This is a genomic window from Polymorphobacter sp. PAMC 29334 (assembly GCF_019431245.1).
In the GTDB taxonomy this organism is placed as follows: domain Bacteria; phylum Pseudomonadota; class Alphaproteobacteria; order Sphingomonadales; family Sphingomonadaceae; genus Polymorphobacter_B; species Polymorphobacter_B megasporae.
In genome coordinates this window covers 70,126-94,258 of record NZ_CP080245.1, presented here as the reverse complement: position 1 = coordinate 94,258, position 24,133 = coordinate 70,126, and the positions used below count along the sequence as shown (strand labels likewise).

Annotated in this window: 20 protein-coding genes and 4 pseudogenes; 17 read left to right on the top strand and 7 right to left on the bottom strand. The window is 62.0% G+C overall.

Going from position 1 to position 24,133, the window contains the following annotated elements; all coding sequences use genetic code 11:
• Positions 1-34: 34 nt before the first annotated feature.
• Both KZX46_RS23555 and KZX46_RS23110 read left to right on the top strand, forming a co-directional pair.
• Positions 35-202 (top strand): annotated as a pseudogene (locus tag KZX46_RS23555) (hypothetical protein); the annotation flags it as partial.
• Between the two features lie 318 nt (positions 203-520).
• Positions 521-961, top strand: a complete 441-nt coding sequence (locus KZX46_RS23110; RefSeq protein ID WP_226896353.1) for a hypothetical protein — start codon at positions 521-523, stop codon at positions 959-961.
• Here KZX46_RS23110 and KZX46_RS21620 read toward each other — a convergent pair.
• From KZX46_RS21620 to KZX46_RS21610, 3 genes are read right to left on the bottom strand one after another with little or no spacing between them, the layout of a single operon-like run.
• Entirely contained in the window at positions 958-2,823 is a 1,866-nt protein-coding gene (locus KZX46_RS21620) for a hypothetical protein (RefSeq protein WP_219777357.1), read from the bottom strand. The genes KZX46_RS23110 and KZX46_RS21620 overlap by 4 nt on opposite strands.
• Positions 2,816-3,334, bottom strand: a complete 519-nt coding sequence (locus KZX46_RS21615; RefSeq protein ID WP_219777356.1) for an AAA family ATPase — start codon at positions 3,332-3,334, stop codon at positions 2,816-2,818. Before KZX46_RS21615 ends, KZX46_RS21620 begins: the two co-directional genes overlap by 8 nt.
• The gene (locus tag KZX46_RS21610) at positions 3,331-4,098 is read right to left on the bottom strand and encodes an HD family hydrolase (protein ID WP_219777355.1); all 768 of its coding nucleotides are present in this window, start codon (positions 4,096-4,098) and stop codon (positions 3,331-3,333) included. The genes KZX46_RS21615 and KZX46_RS21610 overlap by 4 nt, the downstream gene beginning before the upstream one ends.
• A 565-nt stretch (positions 4,099-4,663) precedes the next feature.
• Between KZX46_RS21610 and KZX46_RS21605 the strand changes: the two genes are divergently transcribed.
• From KZX46_RS21605 to KZX46_RS21595, 3 genes are read left to right on the top strand one after another with little or no spacing between them, the layout of a single operon-like run.
• On the top strand, positions 4,664-7,396 hold the full coding sequence (locus KZX46_RS21605) for a DEAD/DEAH box helicase family protein (RefSeq protein ID WP_219777354.1): 2,733 nt from the start codon (positions 4,664-4,666) through the stop codon (positions 7,394-7,396).
• 27 nt (positions 7,397-7,423) lie between these two features.
• Positions 7,424-8,809: a restriction endonuclease subunit S gene (locus tag KZX46_RS21600; protein ID WP_219777353.1), complete on the top strand. Its 1,386-nt coding sequence runs from the start codon at positions 7,424-7,426 to the stop codon at positions 8,807-8,809.
• Entirely contained in the window at positions 8,806-10,257 is a 1,452-nt protein-coding gene (locus tag KZX46_RS21595; protein ID WP_219777352.1) for a class I SAM-dependent DNA methyltransferase, read from the top strand. Before KZX46_RS21600 ends, KZX46_RS21595 begins: the two co-directional genes overlap by 4 nt.
• A 274-nt stretch (positions 10,258-10,531) precedes the next feature.
• On the opposite strand, the pseudogene KZX46_RS21590 reads toward KZX46_RS21595, so the two are convergent.
• Positions 10,532-11,092 (bottom strand): annotated as a pseudogene (locus tag KZX46_RS21590) (IS630 family transposase); the annotation flags it as partial.
• Between the two features lie 39 nt (positions 11,093-11,131).
• Between KZX46_RS21590 and KZX46_RS21585 the strand changes: the two are divergent.
• From KZX46_RS21585 to KZX46_RS21575, 3 genes are read left to right on the top strand one after another with little or no spacing between them, the layout of a single operon-like run.
• On the top strand, positions 11,132-12,241 hold the full coding sequence (locus KZX46_RS21585; RefSeq protein WP_219777351.1) for a DUF262 domain-containing protein: 1,110 nt from the start codon (positions 11,132-11,134) through the stop codon (positions 12,239-12,241).
• Complete coding sequence (locus KZX46_RS21580; RefSeq protein ID WP_219777350.1) at positions 12,238-13,371, top strand: DUF3696 domain-containing protein; 1,134 nt, start codon at positions 12,238-12,240, stop codon at positions 13,369-13,371. Before KZX46_RS21585 ends, KZX46_RS21580 begins: the two co-directional genes overlap by 4 nt.
• A 44-nt stretch (positions 13,372-13,415) precedes the next feature.
• A complete protein-coding gene (locus KZX46_RS21575; RefSeq protein WP_219777349.1) occupies positions 13,416-14,339 on the top strand; it encodes a hypothetical protein in 924 nt (307 codons plus the stop codon).
• A 36-nt stretch (positions 14,340-14,375) separates the two neighbouring features.
• On the opposite strand, the gene KZX46_RS21570 is transcribed toward KZX46_RS21575, so the two are convergent.
• From KZX46_RS21570 to KZX46_RS21560, 3 genes are all read right to left on the bottom strand, one after another.
• On the bottom strand, positions 14,376-14,630 hold the full coding sequence (locus KZX46_RS21570) for a hypothetical protein (RefSeq protein WP_219777348.1): 255 nt from the start codon (positions 14,628-14,630) through the stop codon (positions 14,376-14,378).
• Positions 14,631-14,987: 357 nt separating this feature from the next.
• Positions 14,988-15,230: a DUF427 domain-containing protein gene (locus tag KZX46_RS23550; protein ID WP_370647572.1), complete on the bottom strand. Its 243-nt coding sequence runs from the start codon at positions 15,228-15,230 to the stop codon at positions 14,988-14,990.
• A gap of 62 nt (positions 15,231-15,292) precedes the next feature.
• On the bottom strand, positions 15,293-15,604 hold the full coding sequence (locus tag KZX46_RS21560; protein WP_226896343.1) for a DUF393 domain-containing protein: 312 nt from the start codon (positions 15,602-15,604) through the stop codon (positions 15,293-15,295).
• Positions 15,605-16,207: 603 nt separating this feature from the next.
• Between KZX46_RS21560 and KZX46_RS21555 the strand changes: the two genes are divergently transcribed.
• From KZX46_RS21555 to KZX46_RS23545, 9 genes and pseudogenes are all read left to right on the top strand, one after another.
• On the top strand, positions 16,208-16,522 hold the full coding sequence (locus tag KZX46_RS21555) for a hypothetical protein (protein ID WP_219777346.1): 315 nt from the start codon (positions 16,208-16,210) through the stop codon (positions 16,520-16,522).
• A complete protein-coding gene (locus KZX46_RS21550; protein WP_219777345.1) occupies positions 16,512-19,361 on the top strand; it encodes a type IV secretion system DNA-binding domain-containing protein in 2,850 nt (949 codons plus the stop codon). Before KZX46_RS21555 ends, KZX46_RS21550 begins: the two co-directional genes overlap by 11 nt.
• A pseudogene (gene mobF, locus KZX46_RS21545) lies at positions 19,358-20,140 on the top strand (MobF family relaxase); the annotation flags it as partial. The gene KZX46_RS21550 and the pseudogene mobF, both read left to right, overlap by 4 nt.
• A 471-nt stretch (positions 20,141-20,611) precedes the next feature.
• Positions 20,612-22,126, top strand: a complete 1,515-nt coding sequence (locus tag KZX46_RS21540) for an AAA family ATPase (RefSeq protein WP_226896349.1) — start codon at positions 20,612-20,614, stop codon at positions 22,124-22,126.
• Positions 22,059-22,400 (top strand): hypothetical protein, encoded by a 342-nt coding sequence (locus KZX46_RS21535; RefSeq protein WP_219777342.1) that lies wholly within the window; start codon positions 22,059-22,061, stop codon positions 22,398-22,400. The genes KZX46_RS21540 and KZX46_RS21535 overlap by 68 nt, the downstream gene beginning before the upstream one ends.
• A gap of 48 nt (positions 22,401-22,448) precedes the next feature.
• Positions 22,449-22,628 carry a hypothetical protein gene (locus tag KZX46_RS21530; RefSeq protein WP_219777341.1) on the top strand — a complete coding sequence of 60 codons (180 nt, stop codon included), beginning with the start codon at positions 22,449-22,451 and terminating at the stop codon, positions 22,626-22,628.
• A 16-nt stretch (positions 22,629-22,644) separates the two neighbouring features.
• Positions 22,645-23,457: a CsgG/HfaB family protein gene (locus tag KZX46_RS21525; protein WP_219777340.1), complete on the top strand. Its 813-nt coding sequence runs from the start codon at positions 22,645-22,647 to the stop codon at positions 23,455-23,457.
• The gene (locus KZX46_RS21520; RefSeq protein WP_219777339.1) at positions 23,454-23,960 is read left to right on the top strand and encodes a DNA-binding transcriptional regulator; all 507 of its coding nucleotides are present in this window, start codon (positions 23,454-23,456) and stop codon (positions 23,958-23,960) included. The genes KZX46_RS21525 and KZX46_RS21520 overlap by 4 nt, the downstream gene beginning before the upstream one ends.
• Positions 23,957-24,112 (top strand): annotated as a pseudogene (locus tag KZX46_RS23545) (helix-turn-helix domain-containing protein); the annotation flags it as partial. The gene KZX46_RS21520 and the pseudogene KZX46_RS23545, both read left to right, overlap by 4 nt.
• Positions 24,113-24,133 lie beyond the last annotated feature (21 nt).

Genomic DNA, 24,133 nt, shown 5'->3' with positions numbered 1-24,133 from the left:
TTATGTTCGGGCGGAGTGCGCGTGACGTGGCCTAATGGACCGTTACCTCGATATCGCTCGAGATGTCCTCAGGCATTCGAGGCAGCCCCTCAGCGCGCGCCAAATACTGCGTACCGCCCATCACCTTCAGCTAATGCCGAGCGGGCTCTATGGGCGGACGCAGCAGAAGACGCTGCAGGCTCGGCTAGCTTCGGATATATTGAGAAATCGTTCCAGAAGCGAGTTCTACCGCACAGAGGCAGGGCGCTTCTTCCTGCGCACGCTACAGTCTGACCGTTCAACGCCATTTCGTTATCGCCGTGAGTATCACGCGCCATTACGGGCGGCCCAGCTTGGAAGGTTCGATGTCGTTGCGCTCCCGCGTGACTCGCTAGCCAGGCTCACTTCGGGAAAGCAGTCTTCATATCCGGTCGCACTGCTCGCGGCGCTGCCATGGCAGTGCATGCGCCTTTGGGATCTGAGAGAGCACTCCGACTACGTCCCTTTACGATTCCACCTCCTCCTATTTGCTGAGGGAGGGATGCTCGTCGACGACCATAGGCCGACCGATGACGGCGAAATGGCGCGCCGCACTGTCGTCGGCTTGCCCGGCGTGGTGAAGCAAAGCGACCGTTCCCTGTTTTCGTCAGACGATTTTGGGCTCGTTGAAGCCGCGAGTAGGACGTTGCGCGAGTGTTTTGATGTCTCCAGCCGCACACTGCCCGGCCTGCGGGACCTGACCCGCTGGTCCGAAGCCAGGGCCCTTATCGACGGCGGTGCCGAGGGCGCAGGCAAAGCCGAGGTTATGATCTTCATTGCTTTCAAATGTACTAGCCTCCCTGAGATAGCAGACGCGGTCAGCGCAAGGTCAACCAGTAGCTGGCTGCCTTTAGCGTCGCGGCCTAACGATCTGGAACGGTTTGATCGCTGGTCATCGCGCTTTCTCAGCGACACCGGCCTGCAGGCGGCGCTTGGAGCCTAGCCAAGCGCAGCCACCACCTTACCGATTGAAGCCTGCAGCAGCAGGTCAGCAAGTGTCCGCATGCCCCGCTTTCGCCATACGTCGTCGGCCTTTGCTGGGTCCGCTTGGTCGGAGACAACCCGCAGCATACTCACTGGCGTGCCTTCCTTTTGCGCTGCAGCGCATACCCCGCCCGCCTCCATCTCCACGCCGAGCAGCTTCGGCTCGCCTCCCTTGCCGTCGAGAATCTGCTCGCGCCACTTTTTGCTTGCCACTACCTCGTCGGCGCTGGCCATCAAACCGCAGTGAAGTGACGGTCGGCGATCCGGTGGCCAGTCAAAATCCTTCGCTGCTTTCGCCGACCAAGCGTGTTTGTCGAATTCGTCCGACAAAAGCTGTTTCATCAGCTGATCTTGAAGCGTGTAGTCCTCGCGGCGGAAGTGCGGAGAAGGCCGATCCGCCTCGTCGTCTACCTTCCTGAGCGCGAGATCCACCACCTTCGTAACGATAACGATATGCCCTGGAGTCGTATTGTTCTCTTCAAAACCGCCAGCGAGACCAACCACTAGCACAAGTTTTGGCTTGCGTGCCCGCTTGGCAAGATAACTGCTCATCGCCACGGCCGCGGCGACCCGACCCATGTTTCGTGGGCAGATCACGTCGACATCGAGGCCGTCGAGCTGGCCCTGCGCTTCTGGGGTGCGGGCACCCTTTCTAAGGCTCAAGCTCTTGGCGAGGATCTCTAACTCCTCCTCAAGAGCGACGAAGATAACGAGCTCGGCTTCCTTCGGCATTATCAGTTCCTGCTTGACGACCTTAGTAACGTGCGTGCCGATTTGACGGACCGGAAGGCTGACGGCTTTCGTGATATGACGGGCTACCTCATTGAGCACGCTCGCCAGCTCGCGAATTTCGACGAGACTTCCTTCGTAGAGGCTGAGGCGTCTTTTTGAAAAGGATGCCCAATCGTATCTAATCGACGCCCGAGCGCGACCCGCGTGGAAGGCGACGTCCGTCGATGTATTTGCGACCGCGGCGAGCCCGGCGTATGCGTCGATTAACGCGATGAAGCCGGGCTGCTTTCGGAGGGCGACAACGAGATCGGCAGGCGCGTCGAATAGTAGGTCGCGCAGGTCGAAGCTTTCTAGGAAGGTGCCAAGCAGCTGATAGTCGTACGGTGGACCAGTGGGTAACCTGAAATCGTGGAGGACGTGCGGGACGTGCTTGAGGGCGACCAGATCGAACTCCCTGCAATACTGGCCGAAATAGACGTGTTGCAACGTTTCGCGCAGTTCGATGGAAGCAGTTCGCGCCTCGGGCGGCAGCTCGGGTCCGATCGCGGACCACGTCACGGCTGTTCCGCGTTGATCGAGTGCGAGTGGAATCTTCGCCACAAGACCAATGATCCCCGCGCCGAGCTTTCTCTTTACCGGCGTCCAGATGCGCCTTTGCTCCTCGGCGCCGCGTTCCCATTGATCGAGTATGCCCTTCGTGATTTGTGTCTTTCGATTTACCATCCCGGTGGCGTGATTGCCAAGGAAGCCGATGCGTGTGTCGTCGAATAGGCCGGAGTAGCGGTTGCGCATTAGCTCGTAGCCGATGCGCTTCTTTTCTGCAAAATCCGCGAGGTTATTCTCTCGCATCGGTAACTGGATGAGCCCTTCGCGCAAGTAAGCCTGCTGGTTCTCCGCCAAGTCGAACGCAATCTGCTCCTCAACGAAGAAGCCCGGAGGGGCATAGCAGTGCGCTTCGCAGACGATTGCTGCCGCGTTAAGCATCCGGCGCATAAGCCGGGCGTGCTTTTCGGTCGTCAGCGTCTCAAAGAGTCCGAAAACTTCGCGAGTATCCCGGTTCAGCTGGTGAAGGAAAATGTCTTTACGCAAGCTTTTCCTTCGCCAGCATTGTCGCCAGAGCCTGATCTAGACGAGCGATGTCGCCGTCATTGACGATCTCGTGGTGGACTTGGATCGCATCCAGTTCCACTTCGGATCGGTGCAGCCCGTCAGTTCTAGGATCGAAGGACTGCCCGCGAACGCGAAGTCGCTCGTGGCGCAGCTCGGCAGGCGCTACCACCCGGACTATGCGGCAACCCAGTTTGCGGGCGAGCAGCGCATCGCTCTCGAAGCGGAGGGCGTCGAGCACAAAGCCTGCGTCTTCGCTATATGATCGCAGAGCGGCGCGAACGAAGATGCTGGGATCGACGGCCGTCAACGCGTCGTCGAGAGTCTGCGTGGAGCGCTTGTCTTCGTTACCGAACAGGGAGCGCGCAATCTGTCGACAAATCAAACCTGTCCTTACGTGGTCGACTCCGGTAAGCCCGCTCAGGCGAAGACCAGCAGTCGATTTTCCAGAGCCACTCTTGCCAACCAAGGCGATCCTGACCGGAGGAATCAAGATTTGGTTCCAACGTTTTGCGTCTTGGCCGCGGCTGGGAATAGGGCGAAGAGGGCGGTAGGGCTGATGTTGCGCCGGTCGGCGACCGCGATCATCAATCGTTTGACCAAGGCAGCGTAGTGGTTGGCTATGCCGGGAAAGTATTCTACTGCCTTGAAACTGTAGCGGAGGCTGAAGGACAGATGCTCGTCTGTCATATTCCCTGCCTTTTTCGCCACCACGAAAGCGAGCGCCTGTAGCTTGTCGACGGCCTTGACGAGACGAGCCTCGGCGGACTCGCCTTGGATCGTCTCCAGAAGAAGCTGCCGCTGTAGCTCTCGCGCACGTCCGCGAAGGCGGGCGAGGTATTTTTCTAGAGCCTGCAGCTCCAGCCGGGTCTTCTCCGCCCGCGCGCACGGATCAAACGCGTGGGAGGTCGTGCCCTGCCCATCAGGTCCCACCGGGTCAAAATCGCCGGTGAGCAGCTCGAGTTTATCGTGCACGATAGCCAACTCGACCGCATGACTCTGATCGACGTCCGGAAACAAAGGCGCTAGCAACATTACAGCGTCGGCCACATGCCAACTATGCGCGGCCACGTTCTCAAGCTTGAGGCCGGGCTCGGCACGATCTGCCGCCCGTGCCGCCGCCGACTCCTCTTTCCAGTGGCGCTGGTCCATGTAGCGGCGGATCAGTTGCAAATTGATCGAAGAGAGGAGCGCGTCGACATCTTGCTCTGCATCAGCAAGGAGCGGTAGGCTTTCTTCGCTCGACCTGAAGGACATCACCAGCTCCGAACGAGCCAGCGGCCGCCACGGCTCGCTGCGGCTGAAGTCCAGGTCACCGCGTGGCTCACAGGCTATGTTCCAATCTGACGTAAGATTCACGTTCCCCCTGCCTTATCTCTCACCACCACGGATTAGACGTACCGCACGTCTCATCGCCCGTACGATGGGATAATGCGTGCCCTGATCTAGGCTGAGTGGCGCTCGCCGCGTTTGACAATGCCGATGCCGGCAAGCTCTGCCAAGCAGTCAATTGCGGACGGCCTTCGGCAGCCGCAAAAATCGCATCCATAAAAGTCTGCATCCAGAAACACTTGAGAACCATTTGTGTCTGCGAGCGGGTCTTTGCTGCAGGATGAGCTAGCCAGATGATTGCCTTCGTTCCACCACCGTTCGCCCGCGAGGGACTAGAAACTGAGGTCCTCGCGCGTTCCGAATCTCATCAGACAGCCGCCGAAACAGCTGACTTTCCTCAATATATGCGAGGAAACAGTGGGCGCCAAAGCGAATTGAAGCGACGCCAAGGTGGGTAGCACCGGATTACGTTTGCTCGCATACTAGAGTGATGGGGGCGACACCGGAAGCGAAAGCGCGGGCGGTCATCGACGTTCAGCTCGCGATGGCGGGCTGGCTGGTGCAGGACCGCGCCGACATGAACCGCAACGCGGGCCTCGGCGTAGCGGTTCGCGAGTATCAGCTGGCAACCGGCCCTTGCGACTACCTCCTGTTTGTTGCCGGAAAGGCATGTGGAGTCGTCGAGGCCAAGCCAGCGGGCGTTACCCTGTCCGGCGTCGCCGAGCAGGCGCGGGGGTATCAGGGCACCCCCCCGGCCGCGCTGGCGAGCTGGGGCAGCCCGCTACGCTTCGACTACGAGGCGTCTGGCACCGAGATGCTGTTTTCGGACCGGGTCGACCCGCAGCAGCGGTCGCGCCGCATGTTCGGCTTTCATCGACCCGAGACGCTGCACGAGTGGCTCAAGTCGTCCTCGTCGCTGCGTGCCCGGCTCGCCAACCTGCCGCCGCTGATTGCCGAAGGGTTGCGGGATTGCCAGGTCGAAGCGATCACCGGCATCGAGGACTCACTGAAGGACGACCGCCCGCGCGCGCTTGTTCAGATGGCGACCGGCGCGGGTAAAACCTTCACCGCCGCCACCCTCTCGTACCGCCTACTCGCCCATGCCGGCGCGCGGCGCATCCTGTTCCTCGTCGACCGCAATAACCTCGGGCGGCAGACGCTCAAGGAGTTCCAGACCTACCGCCCACCCGGCACCGGACGGCTGTTCACCGAACTCTACAACGTCCAGCGCCTCGGGGCGGCCGGGCTCGACGCACCCGCGAAGGTCGTCATCTCGACCATCCAGCGGGTATTCGCGCAGCTGACCGGTGCCGAGCTGTCGGAGGAGGAAGAAGAGGTGAGCGAGTTCGAGAAACGCTGGGTCGCGCCGCCGAAGCAGATCGCCTACAGAGCGACGCTGCCGCCGGAGACGTTCGACTTCATCGTCGTCGACGAGTGTCATCGCTCGATTTACGGCACGTGGCGCCAGGTGCTCGACTATTTCGATGCGCAGATCATCGGCCTGACCGCGACGCCGACGGTGCAGACGATGGCGTTCTTCGGCGAGAACCTCGTCGCCGAATACCCGTACGAGAAGTCGGTCATCGACAAGGTCAACGTGCCGTTCGAGGTGTTCCGCATCCGCACCCAGATCGGCGAGTTCGGCAGCAAGGTCGACGCCGGCTACACGCTCCCCGTCCGTGACCGGCACACCCGGCGGCAGCACTTCCGCACTCTCGACGAGGATCTCGTCTACGGCCCCGAGCAGCTCGACCGCAGCGTCATCGCCCGCAACCAGATCCGGACCTGCATCGAGACGTACCGCGACACGCTGTTCACCGAGCTGTTCCCCGGCCGCACCGAGGTGCCGAAGACGCTCATCTTCGCCAAGGACGACCACCACGCCGAGGAGATCGTCACGATCGTCCGTGAGGTGTTCGGCCGGGGCAATGCCTTCGCCAAGAAGATCACCTACCGCGTCGGCGCCAGGGAAGCCGAGCTGCTAATCGCCGAGTTCCGCAACGGCTACGACCTGCGCATCGCCGTCACTGTCGACATGATCGCTACCGGCACCGACGTGAAGGCGATCGAGGCGCTGATCTTCCTGCGCGACGTCCAGTCGTCAACCTACTTCATCCAGATGTGCGGCCGCGGCGTCCGCACGATCGACCCGGCCGACCTCGCCAAGGTCACCCCCGACGCGGGAACCAAGGAGCGCTTCGTCCTCGTCGATGCGGTCGGCGTCATGGACCACGACAAGGGCCAGCCCGTCCCGCTCGAGCGCGAACGGACGGTGTCGTTCGACAAATTGCTAGAGCAGGTCGCGAGCGGGCGCAACGACGAGGATGTCGTCGCCACGCTCGCCGTCCGCCTTGCGACCCTCGATCGCAAGCTCGACGACGCCGCGCGCGCGAAGGTCGAGGCCATCGCGGGCCAGTCGCTGTCCGACTTCGCCTCGCGCCTCGCCGACGCGATCGACGTCGAGCGGATCGAGGCCATCGCGCGCGCGCGGCACGGCGCGCCACCCACCGACGACCAGTACGAAGCGGTCGCCACCGAGGTGCGCGAGGCGGCGCTCGCCGTGTTCGACGATCCGCAGCTGCGCACCGTCCTGATCGAACTCAAACGCGAGTCCGAGGTCATCATCGACGACATCAGCCGCGACGTCGTCATCTCGTCGGCCTACTCGCCCGAGGCCGCGACGAAGCTGACCACCGACTTCCGCACCTTCCTCGACGAGAACCGCGACCAACTGACCGCGCTGCGTATCCTCTACGGCCTGCCGGCGGCGACGAAGCGCCTGACCTATGCCAGCCTCGAGGAGCTGCGCGACGCGATGCTCAAGCCCCCGTGGCTGCTGCAGCCCCTCAGCCTGTGGGCGGCGTATCGCCGGCTGCAGGGTGACAAGGTTCGCGCCAACCCGGCGCGGACGCTAACCGACATCGTCGCGCTGGTGCGGTTCGCGACCGGCAGCGCCGACACGCTCGCCCCGCTGTCGTCGGACATCGCCGGAAAGTTCAACCTGTGGCTCGGCCGCGAGGGGCGCGCCGGGCGCAGCTATGATCAGGCGCAGCTCGGCTGGCTCGAGGCGATCCGCGACCATCTCGCGGCGAACGTCGAGCTGTCGGTGCGCGACGTCCAAGACAGCTTCGCCGATCGTGGCGGCATCCTCGGTGCCCGCCGCGCTTTCGGCCCCCGCCTCGATGCGCTACTTGACGAGCTGCAGGACGCTTTGGTGGCGTAAGGGGGACCGGTGGCGAGGGGACGGACAATGGCGGCAGCCGCTGCAGCGGAGCCTGTCGAAGGCCCGTGGCCACTGCCGGACGGGTGGCAGTGGGTACGGCTTGGCCACCTTGGCGAGTTTTTGAATGGGGCGGCCTTTAAGCCTACCGATTGGGACGGTGAGGGTATGCCAATTATCCGTATCCAGAACCTGATAAACCCTTCGAAGTCGATGAATCGCACCACTCGCGTCGTAGACGAGCGTCTCCGAGTGAAAGAGGGCGACATCCTCGTCAGCTGGTCCGCGACGCTCGACGCGTTTGTCTGGAAGCGAGAAGATGCCTGGCTCAACCAGCACATTTTCCGCGTGTTGCCGGACGAGGCATTCGTCGACCGCGACTATCTGTTTTTTCTGCTCAAGAACGAGATCGAGACGCTCAGAAAGGGAGAGCACCTTCATGGGTCGACGATGATGCACATCAATCGTGGACCGTTCTTAGCGCATCCTGTGCCGCTTCCGCCCCGCGAGACTCAGCGCAAGGTTGCCGCTCGCATCGACGAACTCTTCACCGAACTCGACGACGGCGAGGCGGCGCTGGCCCGCGCGAAGGCCGAGCTCGGCCTCTGGCGTCAGGCGCTTCTGAAGGCTGCCGTCACCGGCGAACTGACCGCCGACTGGCGCGCTGCCAACCCGCCCGCCGAGACCGGCGCCGACCTCCTCCACCGCATCCTCGCCGACCGCCGCAAACATTGGGCATCTGCGACCCGCAACCGAAAGAAGCAATATTCTGAGCCAATAGGCCCGCTTGATAAAATCGGAACTGAATTGCCAGCCGGTTGGGTACAAGCAACCGTTGAACAGGTGGCTTTTGTCGAGAATGGCCAAACGCCGAAAGGAATTGAGGCGCTTATCATGGATGCAGGTGAAATCCCTTGGTTTAAGGTCAGTTCGATGAACTTAGCTGAAAACCAAGACCGCCTTCAAACATCGCAGTGGTGGCTGTCACGGTCCAATGCAGATGCGCTGGGACTACGGATACATCCTGCAGGCAGCATTGTTTTCCCCAAGCGGGGTGGATCAATTTTCACCGAAAAGAAGCGACGATTGGCCCGTGGCGGCGCGGTAGACCTAAACGTGATGGCGGTAGTTCCGTTGGCTGAAACAGCGGAGCACCTCTGGACATTTTTCCAGAACCTTAGTTTGCGCGGCATCTCGGATGGCTCGAACGTTCCTCAGATAAACTATGACGATGTTGCGCAACTGGTGGTTTTATTTCCATCGGTTTCTGAGGCCGTAGAGATTGCGCGCCGAGTTGACCGCGCACTGGCAGCTACGAGTGCGACCGAAGTTGACATCAACGAGTTCGCGGCTGGATCCGCTGTGCTTCGCCAATCCATCCTCGCCGCCGCTTTCCGTGGAGACCTCGTCGCATGAACGAACAGGCGCTGGTCGCGAAGGTCTGGAACTATGCGCACGTGCTGCGCGACGACGGCGTGTCGTACGGCGACTATCTCGGGCAGATCAGCTTCCTGCTGTTCCTTAAGATGGACAAGGAGCGGACCGAGGCGCTCGGCGAGCCGTCGGCGCTGCCCGCGGACTGCCAGTGGGACGCAATCGCCACCACTGCGGGCGAGGACCTCGAGACCCGCTACAAATCGATCCTCGAACGGCTGAGCAAGCGCGACGACATCGTCGGCACGCTGTTCCTCAAGGCCGAGAGCAAGATTACCGACCCGGCCAAGCTGCAGCGGCTCGTCACGCTGATCGGCGGCACCCAGTGGATGGGCGAGAGCATCGACGTGAAGGGCACGATCTACGAGGGCCTGCTCGAGCGCAACGCCGGCGAGGTCAAGTCCGGCGCCGGCCAGTATTTCACGCCGCGCCCGCTGATCGACGCGATCACGCAGGTCGTCGACCCCGAGCCCGAGCAGACCGTCCACGACCCCGCCGTCGGCACGGGCGGCTTTTTGCTGTCGGCGTACGAGCACATGAAGCGCAAGGCGTCCGCGCAGGACAAGCGCGTCGCCCAGCGACTGCGGGAGGACCGGCTGTCGGGCAACGACATCGTTCCCGAGGTCGTCCGCCTGTGCGCGATGAACCTCTACCTCCACGGCATCGGCGGGGCGAAGTCACCGGTGACCCAGACCGACGCGCTCGCCGATCGGGGGACGGGCAGCTACGATGTCATCCTGACCAACCCGCCGTTCGGCAAGCGCCAGTCGTTCCGCATCGTCCGCGACGACGGTGGCATCGACAGTGAGCGGCAGGACTATGTCCGCGAGGACTTCACCGTCACCACGGGCAACAAGCAGCTCAATTTCCTCCAGCACATCATGTCGGTCCTGAAGGTCAACGGCACCGCCGCGGTCGTCATGCCCGACAACGTGCTGTTCGAGGGCGGGGCGGGCGAGACGCTGCGGCGGAAGCTGCTCAAGGATTTTGACTTCCACACCCTGCTGCGCCTGCCGACCGGCATCTTCTACAGCCAGGGGGTCAAGGCGAACGTCCTGTTCTTCGACCGCGCCGCACCCGGCAGCGGCGTCGCGACCGAGGCGCTGTGGGTGTACGACCTCCGCACCAACCAGCGCTTCACCCTGCGGGAACGCCCCCTGCGCCGCGCCGACCTCGACGACTTCGTCGCCGCCTATCGCGCCAAGCATAAGGGGCACGAGCGGGTCGAGGGCGAACGCTTCCGCCGCTTCTCCTACGAGGACCTTGCCAAGCGCGACAAGCTCAACCTCGACATCTTCTGGCTGAAGGATGCGAGCGCCACCGACCCCGACAGCCTGCCCCCACCGGCGGAGATCGCAGCGGAGATCGTCGAGAGCCTCGAGCTGGCGTTGGAGAAGTTTCGGAGCGTGGCAGTGAAGCTAGCCGGGTAGGCGGGTTTGCTTGGAAAGATGAAGGATATCATCAGATAGTGGTACTGGTGGCGTGCACGCGAATGGCGGCTATGCCACATTCGGTCCCGGAAGCGGTCGGTCCGCAATCGGGCGGGCCGAGTGTGTAGTACACGATTATTCATTGACCATGGACCGGCGCTAAACGCTTTGACCTTAGGAGAGACGGCGTTTCGAGAATATCCGGCGGCCGAGGCTCGGATCCAAGAGGCGCGCTGGTAGCTTTGTGGGGGATAATACCAAGTCTCATTGACCGTCACCCACGCGCCCATTGGCGCAGTCCGATGGACATGATGCGCCACGGCTGATCGCCGCGGCGGTTCCAAGCGAAGCAGCAATGGTCGAGGATATCGTCGTAGGATTTGAAGATGCGGTTGGACAGCCAGTTGTCGCGCATGAACTGCCAGACGTTCTCGACCGGGTTGAGCTCGGCGCATTTCGCCGGCAGCGGCAGCAGGGTGATGTTGCCGGGGGCGACGAGGCCCGCCGAGAGATGCCAACCGGCTTGATCGAGCAGCAGCACGGCATGCGCCCCTGGTGCGACCGCCGCGGCGATCTCGGCGAGGTGGAGCGTCATCCCTTCGGTGTTGCAACGGGGCAGAACGAGCGCCGCGCCCTTGCCCTCGGCTGGACAGATGGCACCGTAGATGTACGCCGATGTCGTGCGCTGGTCCTTGGGTGCCGACGGTCGTGTTCCCCGCCGCGCCCATCGCCGGGTGATGCCGTTCTTCTGGCCGACCCGCGCTTCGTCCTGCCACCACAGTTCTATAGCTGTGCCCCGGGGGAGCGCCGCCCGGAACGCCGCCAGCTGGGCGGGCGCGTTGCCTCGTCTGAGATTGTTGGGCAGGAAGGGCGCATGACCCAACCAGAACCCACCGCTGAACCTAATGAGGATCCGGAAGGCCTCGATATCGAGCCCACGCTCGACGAGCCGTCTGCCTATCCGCTTGATCATGTCATGGTGCGCAGCGAGACGCGCACGGTCTCCGAAGTGATTAAACGAATAAACACCGGCCGATATATTATGGATCCGGATTTCCAGCGCGACTTCGTCTGGCTGCCCGAAAAGCAGTCGAAGCTAATCGAAAGCTGCGTGATGCGGATTCCGCTGCCAGTTTTTTATGTTGCCGAGGCGCAGGATGGGCGCGTGGCGGTCGTGGACGGCCTGCAGCGACTTAGCACCTTCCGCCGATTTCTCGCCAACGAACTGAGGCTTGCTGGGCTTGGCAAAGATTCGCTTGACGGCAAGAAGTTCGATGAACTGCCCATTCATCTGCAGGAACGGATCGAGGACACGCAACTTACGTTGTATATCCTTGACAAGGAGGCGCCGGAGGTCGCGCGGCTCGACATCTTTGAGCGCGTCAATGGCGGCGAGCCCCTTACGCGCCAGCAAATGCGCAACGCCATCTATAACGGAGAGGCGACCCGCTGGCTGGCGCAAATGGCGAAAACTGTCGATTTTCAAAAAGCCACGGAAGGCTCCCTGAATCCGAAGACGATGCGCGACCGGGAAGCGATCAATCGCTTTGCCGCCTTCCGGCTGCTCGGCTACGAACAGTATGAAAATGGCGATATGGACGAGTTTCTCGGCCGGGCTCTTAAGGAGATGAACCGAATGTCAGTCCGGCAGCTTGACGAGCTCACATCAGAATTCGTGCGGTCGATGCAGATCAACTATCTCCTGTTTGGTCGTCACTCATTTCGCAAAACTCTTCGCGACAAGAGCGGCGCCGCTTATCGAAGTGTAATTAACATCGCGCTGTTCGACACGATGTCCGTACTCCTTGCCAGGCTAACACCGGAGCAAGCGCTGGCGCAAAAGGACGAATTGGCCCTCGCCATCATGAACCTGACTTACGATAACTCGTTCGAATATAGCATTACGAACTCTACTAACAGCACCGCACGCGTTCGGACACGTTTCAAGATGGCCGAATATGTCCTGATGGACCTTATCCAATGATGAAAAGCCTGATCCTGCAGCAGCTCAAATGCTTTACTTCCTACGAGCTACCGGTCGCACCCCTCACGGTTCTGACTGGGTTCAATGCCGCAGGCAAATCGACCGCCTTACAGTCCATTCTGCTGATGAGCCAGACTCTCCGACGCGGTCTGGAGGGTGACATACTAGTACTGAACGGGCCGCTGGCTAGGCTAGGCAGCACTGGCGACGTTCTCAACCGGATGGACGGCAGAGCCGAAATCCGGCTCGGGATCCGCTTGGAGGGCCAGATTCTGGCTTGGACTTTTGCGCCGCACATTAGCTCTCCGGGGCGGGAGCTCCGCTTGCGGTCCGGTTCGCGAGGGGCGGAGACTTGGGAAAGCTCGCTCTGGCCGTCGTATATGCCAAGGCCGCCCGAACTCGATGCGCTTAGGGACACGATAGTAGTCGGCGCGACACGAACCGGGCTGCTCGAGGCTTATCCGGAACCGGAGGATCCCGACCTGCCGGTCGGCGATGTTGGCCTATACGGCGAGTTCGCGCCGTTCTGGTATGTTCGCTGCGCCGACGACGAGGTTGAGCTAAGTAGGCGCTGCCCCGGCGATGAAACGCAGACGGTCCGCGGTCAGGTCGACGCTTGGCTTGGCACCTTGTTTCCGGGCGCAACCGGCTCGGCGAAGGCCCTTCCAGACGCATCTCTTTATCCGCTTCGTTTTAGTATGGGCCGGAGTGGTGAGGTGCGTCCTGCAAATGTAGGCTACGGCCTTAGCTACGCGTTTCCGTTACTTGTGGCGTTTCTTACTGCTCGCCCGGGCGCTGTGCTCGTAATTGATAGTCCCGAAGCCCATCTACATCCGCGCGCCCAGTCAATGATGGGGCAGATCATCGCGCGAATGGCTGCGGCGGGACTACAGATCTTCGTCGAAACGCACAGCGATCATCTTCTCTCTGGCATTCGGCTGAGCGTCCGCGAAGAAACGCTAAGTGCCGATCATGCAATCGTTCATTTCTTCCGCGATGCCGTTGGACCAAACGGCAACCCTGACATCTCGACGCTGAGAATTGATCGCCATGGCGCGATCAGCGACTGGCCCGACGGATTCTTCGATCAGGCAGAGCGCGATCTTGCCGTGCTTGCTGGCTGGGATTGAGCATGCGGCTCTTTCTAAATGAACGTGCATTCACGGAGCCACACGTGTCGGCGGCCGTCGCTAGTCACGCGATCGAAGATTTTCTGCGGGCGCGTGCCCGCCATCCGGCGCTAACGCGCGCGGTTTGGTGCGGCCGGGCGCTACCCGGTACTGTGCTCGGAGACGGGCAATTTCTACGTGACGCGGCGAAGGGCATGCGGCCAGAGATCCGGACTGCTTTCCTGCGCTGGGTGACCAGCCAAGGCCCGTTCTTAGACGATGCACGCGCGGCGTTTGACGATGATCTGTTCTTTTGCGGGCACGACGAGGTGACGGACGGCGGCATAGGCGAAGCGGCGAGGCAAATGCTGCTAAATTGCGACGCCGGGGTAATTAGTTTGGCCGCGTTAGCCGGCAACCGTTTCAGCGGTTCGCCCCTCTCGGTTCTCCAGGGCTTTGCCGACAATCCGATTCGCTGGCTCGACATTTTGAATTGCCTCGATCCTGCCGACGCCGTCCAGCTTATCTTCGGCGCACTGCCCGAGCCGACCCGCTGGGCCGACCTGCTCGCGCAGTGCCGGGAAAGGTTCGCCAGCCTGACAATCAGCCCGCATTGCGAGACCGTTCTTTCACGCTATCCGTTTGAGGCAACTGTGGCTCGCAGAACCGTCGAACTGCTCGGCGTGCTGCAGCATCTCGTCGACGAGATCGATCCGGCAACTGGTGCGCTAAGCGCGGTCGGACGCGAGTTGCAGCAGCAGTATTTCGTAGGTCAGAAGGCCTGGTTCAGCGATGCAGGGGACGAGGAAAAAGCTCATTTTAGGAACGAGATGACATTCCCGAATCCGGAAGCGGGCGAGCCGATTACCTGCTTCTGGCACGGGAAAATAAAATGGCCTCAATACCGCATTCACTTCCAATGGCCGGTTTCTACCCTTCGAAACAAGCTCCTTATTGCCTATATTGGGCCAAAAATTAGCAAAAGTTGAACGGATTGCTTGCATGAAATGAGATGACCAGCCCGTTCACCGCCGACCGCTCTCGCTCGTGATATTCTTGCCGAAGCGGTGGACTAACCCCTTCTTACGAACGCGACCGCGATCGACATGCTGGACGCATTCCAGCCCGCGCGCACGGCAGTCGCGGCCGAGATCGCGGCTGGCGCCGAGAATGAAACGGTACAGCCGATCCGAGGCGTAGGGGTAGTCTTCGTGGACGCCGTGATAGACGAGAACCGGCAGATGCAACGCGTTGCCGAGGCGCACCGCAGCGTCGATCACAGGATCGTCGTGCGCCCTCAGCGCTTGCTGCAACCAACAGAGGACTTAGTCACCTTCTGGATTAATGGCGCGGTCGTTAGCGCCCGCCCACGTGGCGCTTCGCGCCACTCGGCACTACCTGGGACACCCTTGAACAGCCCCACGACATCGGGGGGTGGTTCAGCCGCCGTAGAACCCGCCGGGCTGCGGGATAACCGGCTCGCCGTCGCCCGAGCGACGGTCAAGCCGGAAGGGGTAAAACGCGACCTAATCGCGCATCGCGGCAACGGCAGGGCTGGGGTCTGGGTAGCTCAAGCCGACGTCGAGCAGCAGCAGCTCGTCCCCGATCGCCAGATGCCAGTACACGGCGACACCTTTCTACTCGCAGAACGAGCGGCGGGACGACGGTCGCAGCAGCCCAGAGGCGATGCCGTCGAGCGGCAGATACCAGCTTGTCGTATGGCAGGTTTCGAACACGCGGAACGCGGAGCGCGTGTCGGCGACGACGACATCGTGATGCTCGATCCGGACGTGGCGGAAACTCTGCTCCGCCACGGCGGGGCGAGGGTAGTACCACACGTTCTCCTGTCCGGGCGCGGCGGGATTGGGCCGCGGCCTCATGCCAGCACCTGACGGTCTGCCAGCCAGTGCTGCAGTCTCGGACGCACGACGAGGAAACCGATCTAGAGCCGTTCGAGCAGGCCGAGCATGACGGCATTGCGCGCCAGCAAACCGATCGGTCGCAGCAGCGGGATCGCACGCCACATGGCGGCGAAAGCGGCGCCGCCGGACAGCATCGGGCCACCGGCGAGCGGCCCTTCCTCACGCGCGTGAAACCGCGCCAGAAGCTCCCACTGATCGCGCGGACAGACGGCGGAAGTTTCGTTCACGTCGACGAACGCGATCGCGCCGCGGCGGTCGAGGCGGCGCATCAGCGCGATCTCTCGTGCGCAAAGCGGGCAGCCGCCGTCATACCAGACCGTGACGTGTACCACGCGTCGGGGCAGCGGTGATTCGTGGGCAGGAACGACGTCAGCTGGCAGTGTCATTGTGGGTAAGCACGATGACGACGGTCGTGTTCCCGCCTATGTAGGCAGCAGACGTCGCCGCAACATTGCCGCCACCTTAAGTTGCCGTCCCATCGTGCAACACCGAAAATGCTACCTATGTGCTTCCGAGACAGAACGGACTGCGTACAAACTCGGTCGAGCCTGACCAGATAATCGGCGTCAAACACCCGCCGGCTTCCGCGACCCTATTGAAAATCAGTCCCTTACCCGGTATCACGACCTCGGCTCTGCGCAGTCGAATTGGGTGTTTAGGATCACCACACCCTACGCACCCTTGCGGGAGCAGTGACGCGTATCTTTCCTATGGGATTGCAGGGACTTAGCCAGCGCGACGCGTCATATTCATGTAGTGACGCGCCACGACGCGCGCCTAGAAACCCGCGCGTCATATGTGACGCGCGTCGGCTACCCCCGCTAACCCGTTGAAAAAGCGCGATAAAACACATGTTGCAACGACGCGCACACGCGCTATTATACATGAGCCTTTCGTAAGCCGTTCCATGCCCTCCTGCTATTTGAAAGCGGGAAATGGGCAAATTGACCAAGTTGACGGTGTACCTCCCCGAGGCGAGGTGTGCGGCTATTCGAGGCCGAGCGACCCGAGATAACAAATCGGTCAGCGGTTATCTTCAAGGGCTGATCGACCAAGATCAGAACCTGAAGGGCGATCCAGTCAGGGGAGAAATCAAACTCCTGAATAAGCGCCTCGACGAGGTCCTACAGTTCTCCCGCTACATCATGGTCGTTCAGAACGCTACGGCCGAGCGACTGAGCCCAGGCCTTATGGAAGAGGTCGAGAAACTTTACCTGGCCGAGACCGGGAGCGCCCCCAATGCGCGGTAGCTTCCTCGATTTCACCCGCGGCAGCCAGGTCGCAGAAACCGTCGGAATGATGTTCAGCACGGCGCTGCGGCCGATGTTCTGGACCATCGCCGGACTGCTCATCATGGCCATCGGCTATCAGCTGTGGACCCAGACACTGCACGGCGACAACTATTTCTGGATGATGCACAGCTATGCGTCCGTCTGGCATTATTTCGAGTTCAACCCGAGCCACCTGATCGGCCTGAAAATGGCCGCCGGCGACGTGGCCCGCGTCCCGATCTCAGTGATCAATTCCTACCCGCCATTGATCGCCGCATGGGAGCGGCTGACCCACGCGCTGACCACGGGAACGGAGTTTGGGCTTGGCTTCGGGATCCCTATTTCGATCATTGCCGCAATCGCGTTGCGACGGTTCGGCCACGACCTCACCGAGCGAAAGCATACCCGCGGCGCAATGATCGCGAGCGTATCGGAATTGAAGACCGAAGTTGGCACGCTCAACAGCGCCGCGAGCGCCGCCGACAGCCGCAAGATCGCCGCCGACGTATTCGGCAAGAGCGCGCCACTCAAGCTCGTCAAGGCGTCTAACCGGGCATACGTTCAGGCACTCGTTCACCAGCCCTATAGCGTCGCCGGCGTGCCCTACCCGTGGCGCGCTGAACAGTCCCATACGATGATCGTCGGAACGACGGGAACCGGCAAGTCGACGGCGATGAAAGACCTGCTTCGACAGATCAAGGCGCGGGGGGATCGAGCCGTCGTCTTCGATCTCACCGGCACCTATGTCGAGGGCTTCTACAACAAGAAAACCGACGTCCTGCTCAACCCTTTCGACGTTCGCTGCCCGGCATGGTCGCCATTCGCCGATGCCCGGACGCGCGAGCATTTTAAGGAGGTCAGCCAGGCGCTGATTCCGATGACGGAAAGCGGCGACAGCTTCTGGCAGGAAACCGCCCGAATGCTCTTTGTCGAAACATGCGTCCGCCTCGTTCAACAGGGCAGGGGCAACAACAAGGCGCTCGCCGAGGTCCTGATGACCTCGAAGCTCAAGGACCTCCACGATCACGTGGCCAAGACCATCGCCGCACCGCTGACCGACCCCGAGGCGAAGCGTATGGCGGAGTCGATCCGAGCGACCTTCAACACCTATGCCCAGGCCCTCCTGACGCTGCCAGATGAAGGCACAGTGTTCTCTATCCGCGACTGGGTTCTCGGCATCGATCTCGATGGCCGCAACGGCGGTGACGACGGCCTCGATATCCTCGCAGGACTCGGACCAAATGCCGTGAAGAATGACGCCGAAGCTACAGACGAGACGCCTCACAAGCCTTTCATCGTCGACGCCGTGACGGGCGAGATATTTGATGACAAGGACGCCGATACGGTCGTCGCAAGCAGGAGAACGCAGAAGGTCGATTACATCCCGCGCAAGGCAACGCTTTCGCCCGCCGAAGAGCGCCGCGCCGAGTGGCGTAAAGAGAATGGTAGCGCCTCCGAAAACGATAGCGAAGAAGACGGTGACAGTGTCGCCAATGTCAGCCTTGCTTCCGATGAAGACATACCGGAAACGCCGCCCGGCTCGATCATGTTTGTCGCCGCACAGCACGTCAACATGACCAGCGTCCGTGTCCTTCTGACAATGTGGATTACGACCGCGATCAATACGCTGATGTCCATGCGCGGAGACCAGCGCGACATCCGACTGTGGTTCCTGATCGACGAGATCGGTGCGCTGCATAACATCCCGGCTATCGTCGCCGGAATGCAGACGAGCCGAAACTATGGCGGCGCGTTCGTCCTCGGTGTGCATACGATGGCGCAGCTCCGCGAGACGTACGGCGACAACCACGCCGAGACGATTTCGAGCCTCGCCAAGACCAAGCTGCTGATGAACACGCGCGATCGCGGAACCCAGGACTGGGAGTCGGAACAGATCGGCGAAGGCGAGTGGTCCGAGCTAGAGGAAAACTGGTCCTACGGCGTCGACAACGTCCGCGACGCAGCCACCCTGCAGCGCAAGATCAAGCTCGAGCCGCTGGTCTTGCCGACCGAGTTTGGCGAACTGCCCGACCTCCACGGCTACCTCAAGTTTCCGCAGGGACTGCCGGCCGCCCAGGTCAAGCTGACCTATGTAAAATATCGCCGTCAGGCTCCCGGATTCATCGAACGGTTGATCGCGCCGTTGGCGCTCCCCGGATTTGGTGATGAGCCGGAAGAACCCACTGTCGCCGTCACTAAGAACGAGGCCGCACGGCCCTCAGCGAAGCCCGACGACCAACATCACGCACCAATCACCATCGCTGCTGTTGCGCCTCCACTTCAGGCAAGCGAAACAGCGGACGAAAGTGCCGCAGCGCCGCCGCTAAAGCCATCCGATGGGGGCGAGGGCTTCCAGACAGCGGTCGCCAGCGACCCGCCACAGAGGCTGCCAACGCTCACCAAACTGGCAACGCTACCTACTGCGTCAACCCCTACGGTTTTACCCATGGCGCTCGCCAACCTCGACCGTTTACCCGCGTCCGCTGCTGGGAATAATCAGGGAGCCGGCGGAGCGACAGCTACCGACCCCCGCGCCACTGATAAGCCCGATCAGGGAGAATTGGCCCGTTGGCGGATTGAGCCAAAACCTCGCGAAACAACGACGGTCAACCTCGGCGTCCAGGAGCTTCGCGCAAGCCTCGTCTCTCGCGAGAGGGCGCACGAAATACACAGCGTTCGCCCTAATGAAATCGCACTCCAACGGGCTTACCACGCACCCGCAATCGCCGAAGCAGCTCATGCAGCTGCACAGCGAATTGAAGCGGATATTGCTGACGAGATCGTCGGCCGCGGCGATGATGACGAGCTCAGCCGATGATCTCGGCGGCGAGCGTGGGAGGAGCAGGCGCGGCAGCCTCGTACTACGGCAAGGACAACTACTACAGCGCCGAGGACCTTGAACAGAGCTCGCTGTGGCTGGGTGCGGGTGCCGAGGCCGCTGGCCTCTCTGGCGGTGTCGCGCTCGACACCTTCACCGCCATTCTTGAAGGTAAAATGCCGGACGGCACTGTCATCGGTGTCGGGCAAACAGGCAGTCACCGACCGGGGATGGACCTGACGTTCTCCGCTCCAAAATCGCTATCGCTGCTCGCCTATGTCGCCGGCGACGAAAGGCTACTCGATGCCAACATGGCAGCCGTCAAGGCAACACTCAAATGGGCAGAAGCCAACCTCGCCGAAGCGAGAACCGGCGCGGGGGGAGAGAAGGTCGTCAAGACCGGCAACCTAGTCGTCGCGCTGTTTCAGCACGATACAAGCCGCAACCTCGACCCCCAAGCCCATATCCATGCCGTCATCGCCAATGCCACCCAGACCGCCGACGGCAAATGGCATGCGCTCCACAACGACAAGCTCTGGTCGAACAACACGCTGCTCGGCTCGATATACCACGCCTACCTCCGCGAGGGCGTAACCAAACTGGGCTGAGCGATCGGCAGCGTCGGAAAACATGGCAGCTTCGAGATCGCCGGCGTCGACCGCAAAGCCGTCGAGACATTCAGTACGCGACGCGGCGAGATCCTCACGGCCGCCGCTGAAGTGCTCGACTATCAGAGCCCCGCCGGACTCGAGCAGGTCGCACTGCGGACACGAGCCGCCAAGGCAGATATCGCCGATCGCGGCGAGCTGCTGCAATCCTGGCAAGCGCGCGCCGCCGACCATGGCATCGATTTATCGCCGGTTGTTGAGGCTGCCCGCGCTGCAGCCGCTTCAACCGCCAAACCTTCCGCCTGGAGTCAGGTCGTCGGCAACGCGAAGGTTATCACGGAGCGCGCTGCCAGGGTCATCGACTATGTCCGCGACAAGCTCGGCCTCGATCCACGCGAGACCGACGCGCGCCTGCTACCGAAGGACATTAGCCAAGGTACGCCGGCCGAGGTCGGCGCTGCGATCGGTGTCGCCTCAGCAATCCGTCACCTCCATGAGCGCGAAGCGGCGTTTACCAACACCGACGTCGTCAAGGCCGCGCTCGACCTCGGGCTGCCAATCACCATCGATGACGTCGAGCGGACCATCAAAGCCCTCGTTCGTGAAAACAAGCTGGTCCCGGGCAGCGGCGACCAGGCCCATATGCTGACGACGCCGGCGGCGATCGGATTCGAGCGCTCGCTCCTTACTGCGATTGTCCGCGACCACGGCAGGATAACACCGATCGTCGCCGAGCGTAACGAGGCCGGCACGCGCCTGCAGGACGCTGCCAAGGCACGCGGGCTCCAGACCCTCAATCCAGGCCAGGAAGGAGCTGGGCGGCTGCTCCTGACGTCCCGCGACCGTGTCGTCGCCGTGCAGGGCATCGCCGGCGCAGGAAAGAGCGCGGCGCTCGGTGCCGTCGCCGATGTTGCGCGGGACGAGGGTCGAAAAGTGCTGGCGCTTGTCCCCACTCATAAGCTCGTCGACGATCTCGGCCGCAGTTCGGGCATCGAGTCGATGACGACGGCGAAATTCATCGCCGAAAACCGATCGCTGCTCAAACCCACCGTCGATCCGAACAGACTTCTGGTCGCTCAAAAGGCCTTCCGTGACAGTCTGATCGTCGTCGACGAGTCCTCGATGCTCGGCACCGGACAGGCGACCAAACTGGTCGGCCTCGCCAATCTGCTCGGCGTCAATAAACTCGCGCTGATCGGCGACAAGAGGCAGCTCGCCGCGATCGAGGCGGGCAAACCGTTCATCCAGGCACAGGACCGCGTCGAAACCGCCGAGCTGACCGAGAACCTGCGCGCCCGCCATTCGCTGGTCAGGGAGGCGGCCGAGCATCTCAACAACGATCGACCGGTCCAGGCGCTCGAAACGCTCCGTCCGTGGACCCGTGAAGCCGCCGTGGAGGCACCGGAGCTTCGCACGCGCGATGCCCGCCGGGAATGGCTCGTGACGACGGCCACTGCCGAGTACCTCGCGCTGACGCCCGAACAGCGGGAAGCGACCTTGCTGATCTCGTCGAGCCGGGCTCTTGGAGACGGCCTCAACAAGGCGGTCCAGGCGGGTCTGGTCAGCGAGGGCAGGGTCGGGGCCACCGCGACGCACCTTGAGGTCTTCGACACACTCAGCATCACACGCGAGCAGGAGCGGTTCGCACAATTTTATCCTGTCGGCGCCGTCGTCGAGATCGGCCGCGAGATAAAGGATCAGAGGATCAAGATCGGCACCGCGACGATCACGTGGGTCAACAAAGACATCGTTGAACTGACCCGGCCCGACGGCACCATTGACCGCCTCGATCCCCAGAAGCTTGCGAAGAACCGCACCGCCAACAGCTTCCGCATCGGCACGATCAAGGAGGTCGAAGTCCGCGAGAACGATAAGGTCCGCTGGACCGCCAACGACAAAGATAAAGGCTTGCTCAACGCGGCAACGGCGCAAATCCTGAAGATCGACGCCGCCGGCATAACCGTCCGCAACGCCGCCGGCATCGACGTGACGCTGCCCACCGGCGACCGCATGCTCAAGAACCTCGACCTCGGCTATGCCCTCAACACCCACAAAGTCCAGGGCGACCGAGGACCGCGCGATCGCGGTGATGGACAGCAGCGAGAGCCAGCTGACCAGCGCCAAGCTGTTCCTCGTCAACGCGACGCGCCCTCGTGATGCCCTGACCCTCGTCATCGACAACCACGACCGCGTCGCGAGCCGCCTCGAGGGCAACAGCGGTGACAAGTTCAGCGCGCTCGAGGTGATCAACGGCCTCCGTGCGCTGTCTCCGCCGGTGCGACCCGGCGAACGCGAAGCGGTGGCAGCCGGAATTGCCGCGCGCACTGCAGCTGCAACGAAGACTGCCGAACCTACGCGGACGCCACCAGAGCGGGTCCTCGAGCGCGTCCCGGCACGCGCGCCAGAAATCCAACCAGATCACGGCCTGTAGCCGCGATGCAACAACTAACCCCCCAACCTTTAACGACGGAGTCAGAGAATGAGTTTTGACTGGGATCGGATCGGCACCTTCGCCACCGCGAACGAAGCCGAAACTTGGTGCGACAGACAGAACGTCGACCGGCGTGACCGTGACATCAAGCCGAGCGGTGAGGGCTACGAATTACGAATCCGATCCGGCACAAACGACGACGAGCGTCCCGACGGCGCTCGCTGGTAACAGGAGGAAAATGACAATGAACCGATTGACGACCGCTCTTCTGATCGCCGCCGCCGCCACGGCCGCCACCCCATCATCCGCGCAGCGCCTCGGCGCCGGCGGCACGATGATCGACGACAATGCTTCGATCCCGCACTGCGCCAGCCCCTACGGGACCGTCAGCCTGGTCGAGACCAAGCAGGCGGCAACCCCCGACGCGGGGCTGCCACCCCAGATCGCCGCTTACCTGGCACTGGCGAGGTCCCAGCAGGGTGGCGATGTCGACCCGATCCCGCTGCTCAAGCTGCTCGTCGCGCGATCCGGATGCTTCGGCGTCCTCGACCGGGGCGAGGGGTTCAACGCCGTTCAGCGCGAGCGCGAGCTCGCCAACGCCGGGCAAACAGCCACGCGCAACGCCGCTACGATCACGCCTGCAGATTACGTGCTGACCGCGCAGATCGTGTACGCCAACGGCAACGCGAGCGGCACCGGTGGCGGGCTCGGTGGTCTCGGCGGCGGATTTGGCGGGTTTGGCGGAGCGACGACGCGCACCCGCGAAGTTCAGGTCCTGCTCGCCGTGACCAACGTCAAGACCGGCGTGCAAACCGCGATCGCCACCGGCTCCGCACGCAAGAAGGACATTAACTGGGCCGCTGCGGGACTCGCTGGAGTCGCGATCGGCGGCCTGTCCGGGCACCAATCGACAAACCTCGAGAAGATGACCGCGGCCGCGCTCGTCGATGGCTACGAGAAGCTCATTCCGTCGATGCCGGCGGCACAGTCCCAGGCGGCAGCGACAGTGCCTGCAGGGGGACCTGTGACCACGCCCACCTTGTCGCAACGGCCGTGACGATCCCTTCAACAATCGGCGAACGGATTAAGTCTGTCCGACTACGTTCTGACCTCGGGCAGCAAGCATTCGCGGACACGCTTGGCTATTCCAAGCGCTCACTTGTCGCTTGGGAAACAGGCACTGCCGAGCCCCCGGTCGCTATCTTGAAAACGCTGCGATCGACATACGACGTAGATCCGGAATGGGTTGTGATGGGTGGCGACACGACCCCACAAAGCCATTTTGGTCCCGCTGACTGGGCTCGCTTCGACCGACTTCACGGCGTTGCCCAAACCATTTGTCTCGACCTCGATCTCTCGCTGTCGAATGCAAAGCGAAAACTGATAGCGCGAACTTTGTACGAGGCCGGAGCGGACGACACAGAGAGAACGCGAAAACAGACAAAAGGCATCCTAAGCGTGCTGACGTCTGAGATCCGGGAAGCCAACAATTTGGCCGCCACCGAACCTGTGGTCCCAGCTACGGAGTCAGTCATCGGCTTGGAAGGGGATCGGCTGTGAGCGAACCTCCGTCCACCGTGGGCCGACGCATCAGAGCAGTCCGACATTCTGCCGGATTAAGTCTCGATGCCTTTGCGTCAGCTGTTGGTTACTCACGTCGCGCTGTCATCAACTGGGAACAAAACAACGCCGCACCTCCGATCGGCGTCTTACCGACGCTGAGGCGGCTATAC

Coding starts and splice junctions, on each gene's coding strand:
- KZX46_RS23110 (WP_226896353.1), top strand. CDS start 521: ATGCTCGTCGACGACCATAGGCCGACCGATGACGGCGAAATGGCGCGC.
- KZX46_RS21610 (WP_219777355.1), bottom strand. CDS start 4,098: ATGTCCTTCAGGTCGAGCGAAGAAAGCCTACCGCTCCTTGCTGATGCA.
- KZX46_RS21605 (WP_219777354.1), top strand. CDS start 4,664: ATGGGGGCGACACCGGAAGCGAAAGCGCGGGCGGTCATCGACGTTCAG.
- KZX46_RS21600 (WP_219777353.1), top strand. CDS start 7,424: ATGGCGGCAGCCGCTGCAGCGGAGCCTGTCGAAGGCCCGTGGCCACTG.
- KZX46_RS21595 (WP_219777352.1), top strand. CDS start 8,806: ATGAACGAACAGGCGCTGGTCGCGAAGGTCTGGAACTATGCGCACGTG.
- KZX46_RS21585 (WP_219777351.1), top strand. CDS start 11,132: ATGACCCAACCAGAACCCACCGCTGAACCTAATGAGGATCCGGAAGGC.
- KZX46_RS21580 (WP_219777350.1), top strand. CDS start 12,238: ATGATGAAAAGCCTGATCCTGCAGCAGCTCAAATGCTTTACTTCCTAC.
- KZX46_RS23550 (WP_370647572.1), bottom strand. CDS start 15,230: ATGAGGCCGCGGCCCAATCCCGCCGCGCCCGGACAGGAGAACGTGTGG.
- KZX46_RS21555 (WP_219777346.1), top strand. CDS start 16,208: ATGGGCAAATTGACCAAGTTGACGGTGTACCTCCCCGAGGCGAGGTGT.
- KZX46_RS21550 (WP_219777345.1), top strand. CDS start 16,512: ATGCGCGGTAGCTTCCTCGATTTCACCCGCGGCAGCCAGGTCGCAGAA.
- KZX46_RS21540 (WP_226896349.1), top strand. CDS start 20,612: ATGCTGACGACGCCGGCGGCGATCGGATTCGAGCGCTCGCTCCTTACT.
- KZX46_RS21535 (WP_219777342.1), top strand. CDS start 22,059: ATGGACAGCAGCGAGAGCCAGCTGACCAGCGCCAAGCTGTTCCTCGTC.
- KZX46_RS21530 (WP_219777341.1), top strand. CDS start 22,449: ATGAGTTTTGACTGGGATCGGATCGGCACCTTCGCCACCGCGAACGAA.
- KZX46_RS21525 (WP_219777340.1), top strand. CDS start 22,645: ATGAACCGATTGACGACCGCTCTTCTGATCGCCGCCGCCGCCACGGCC.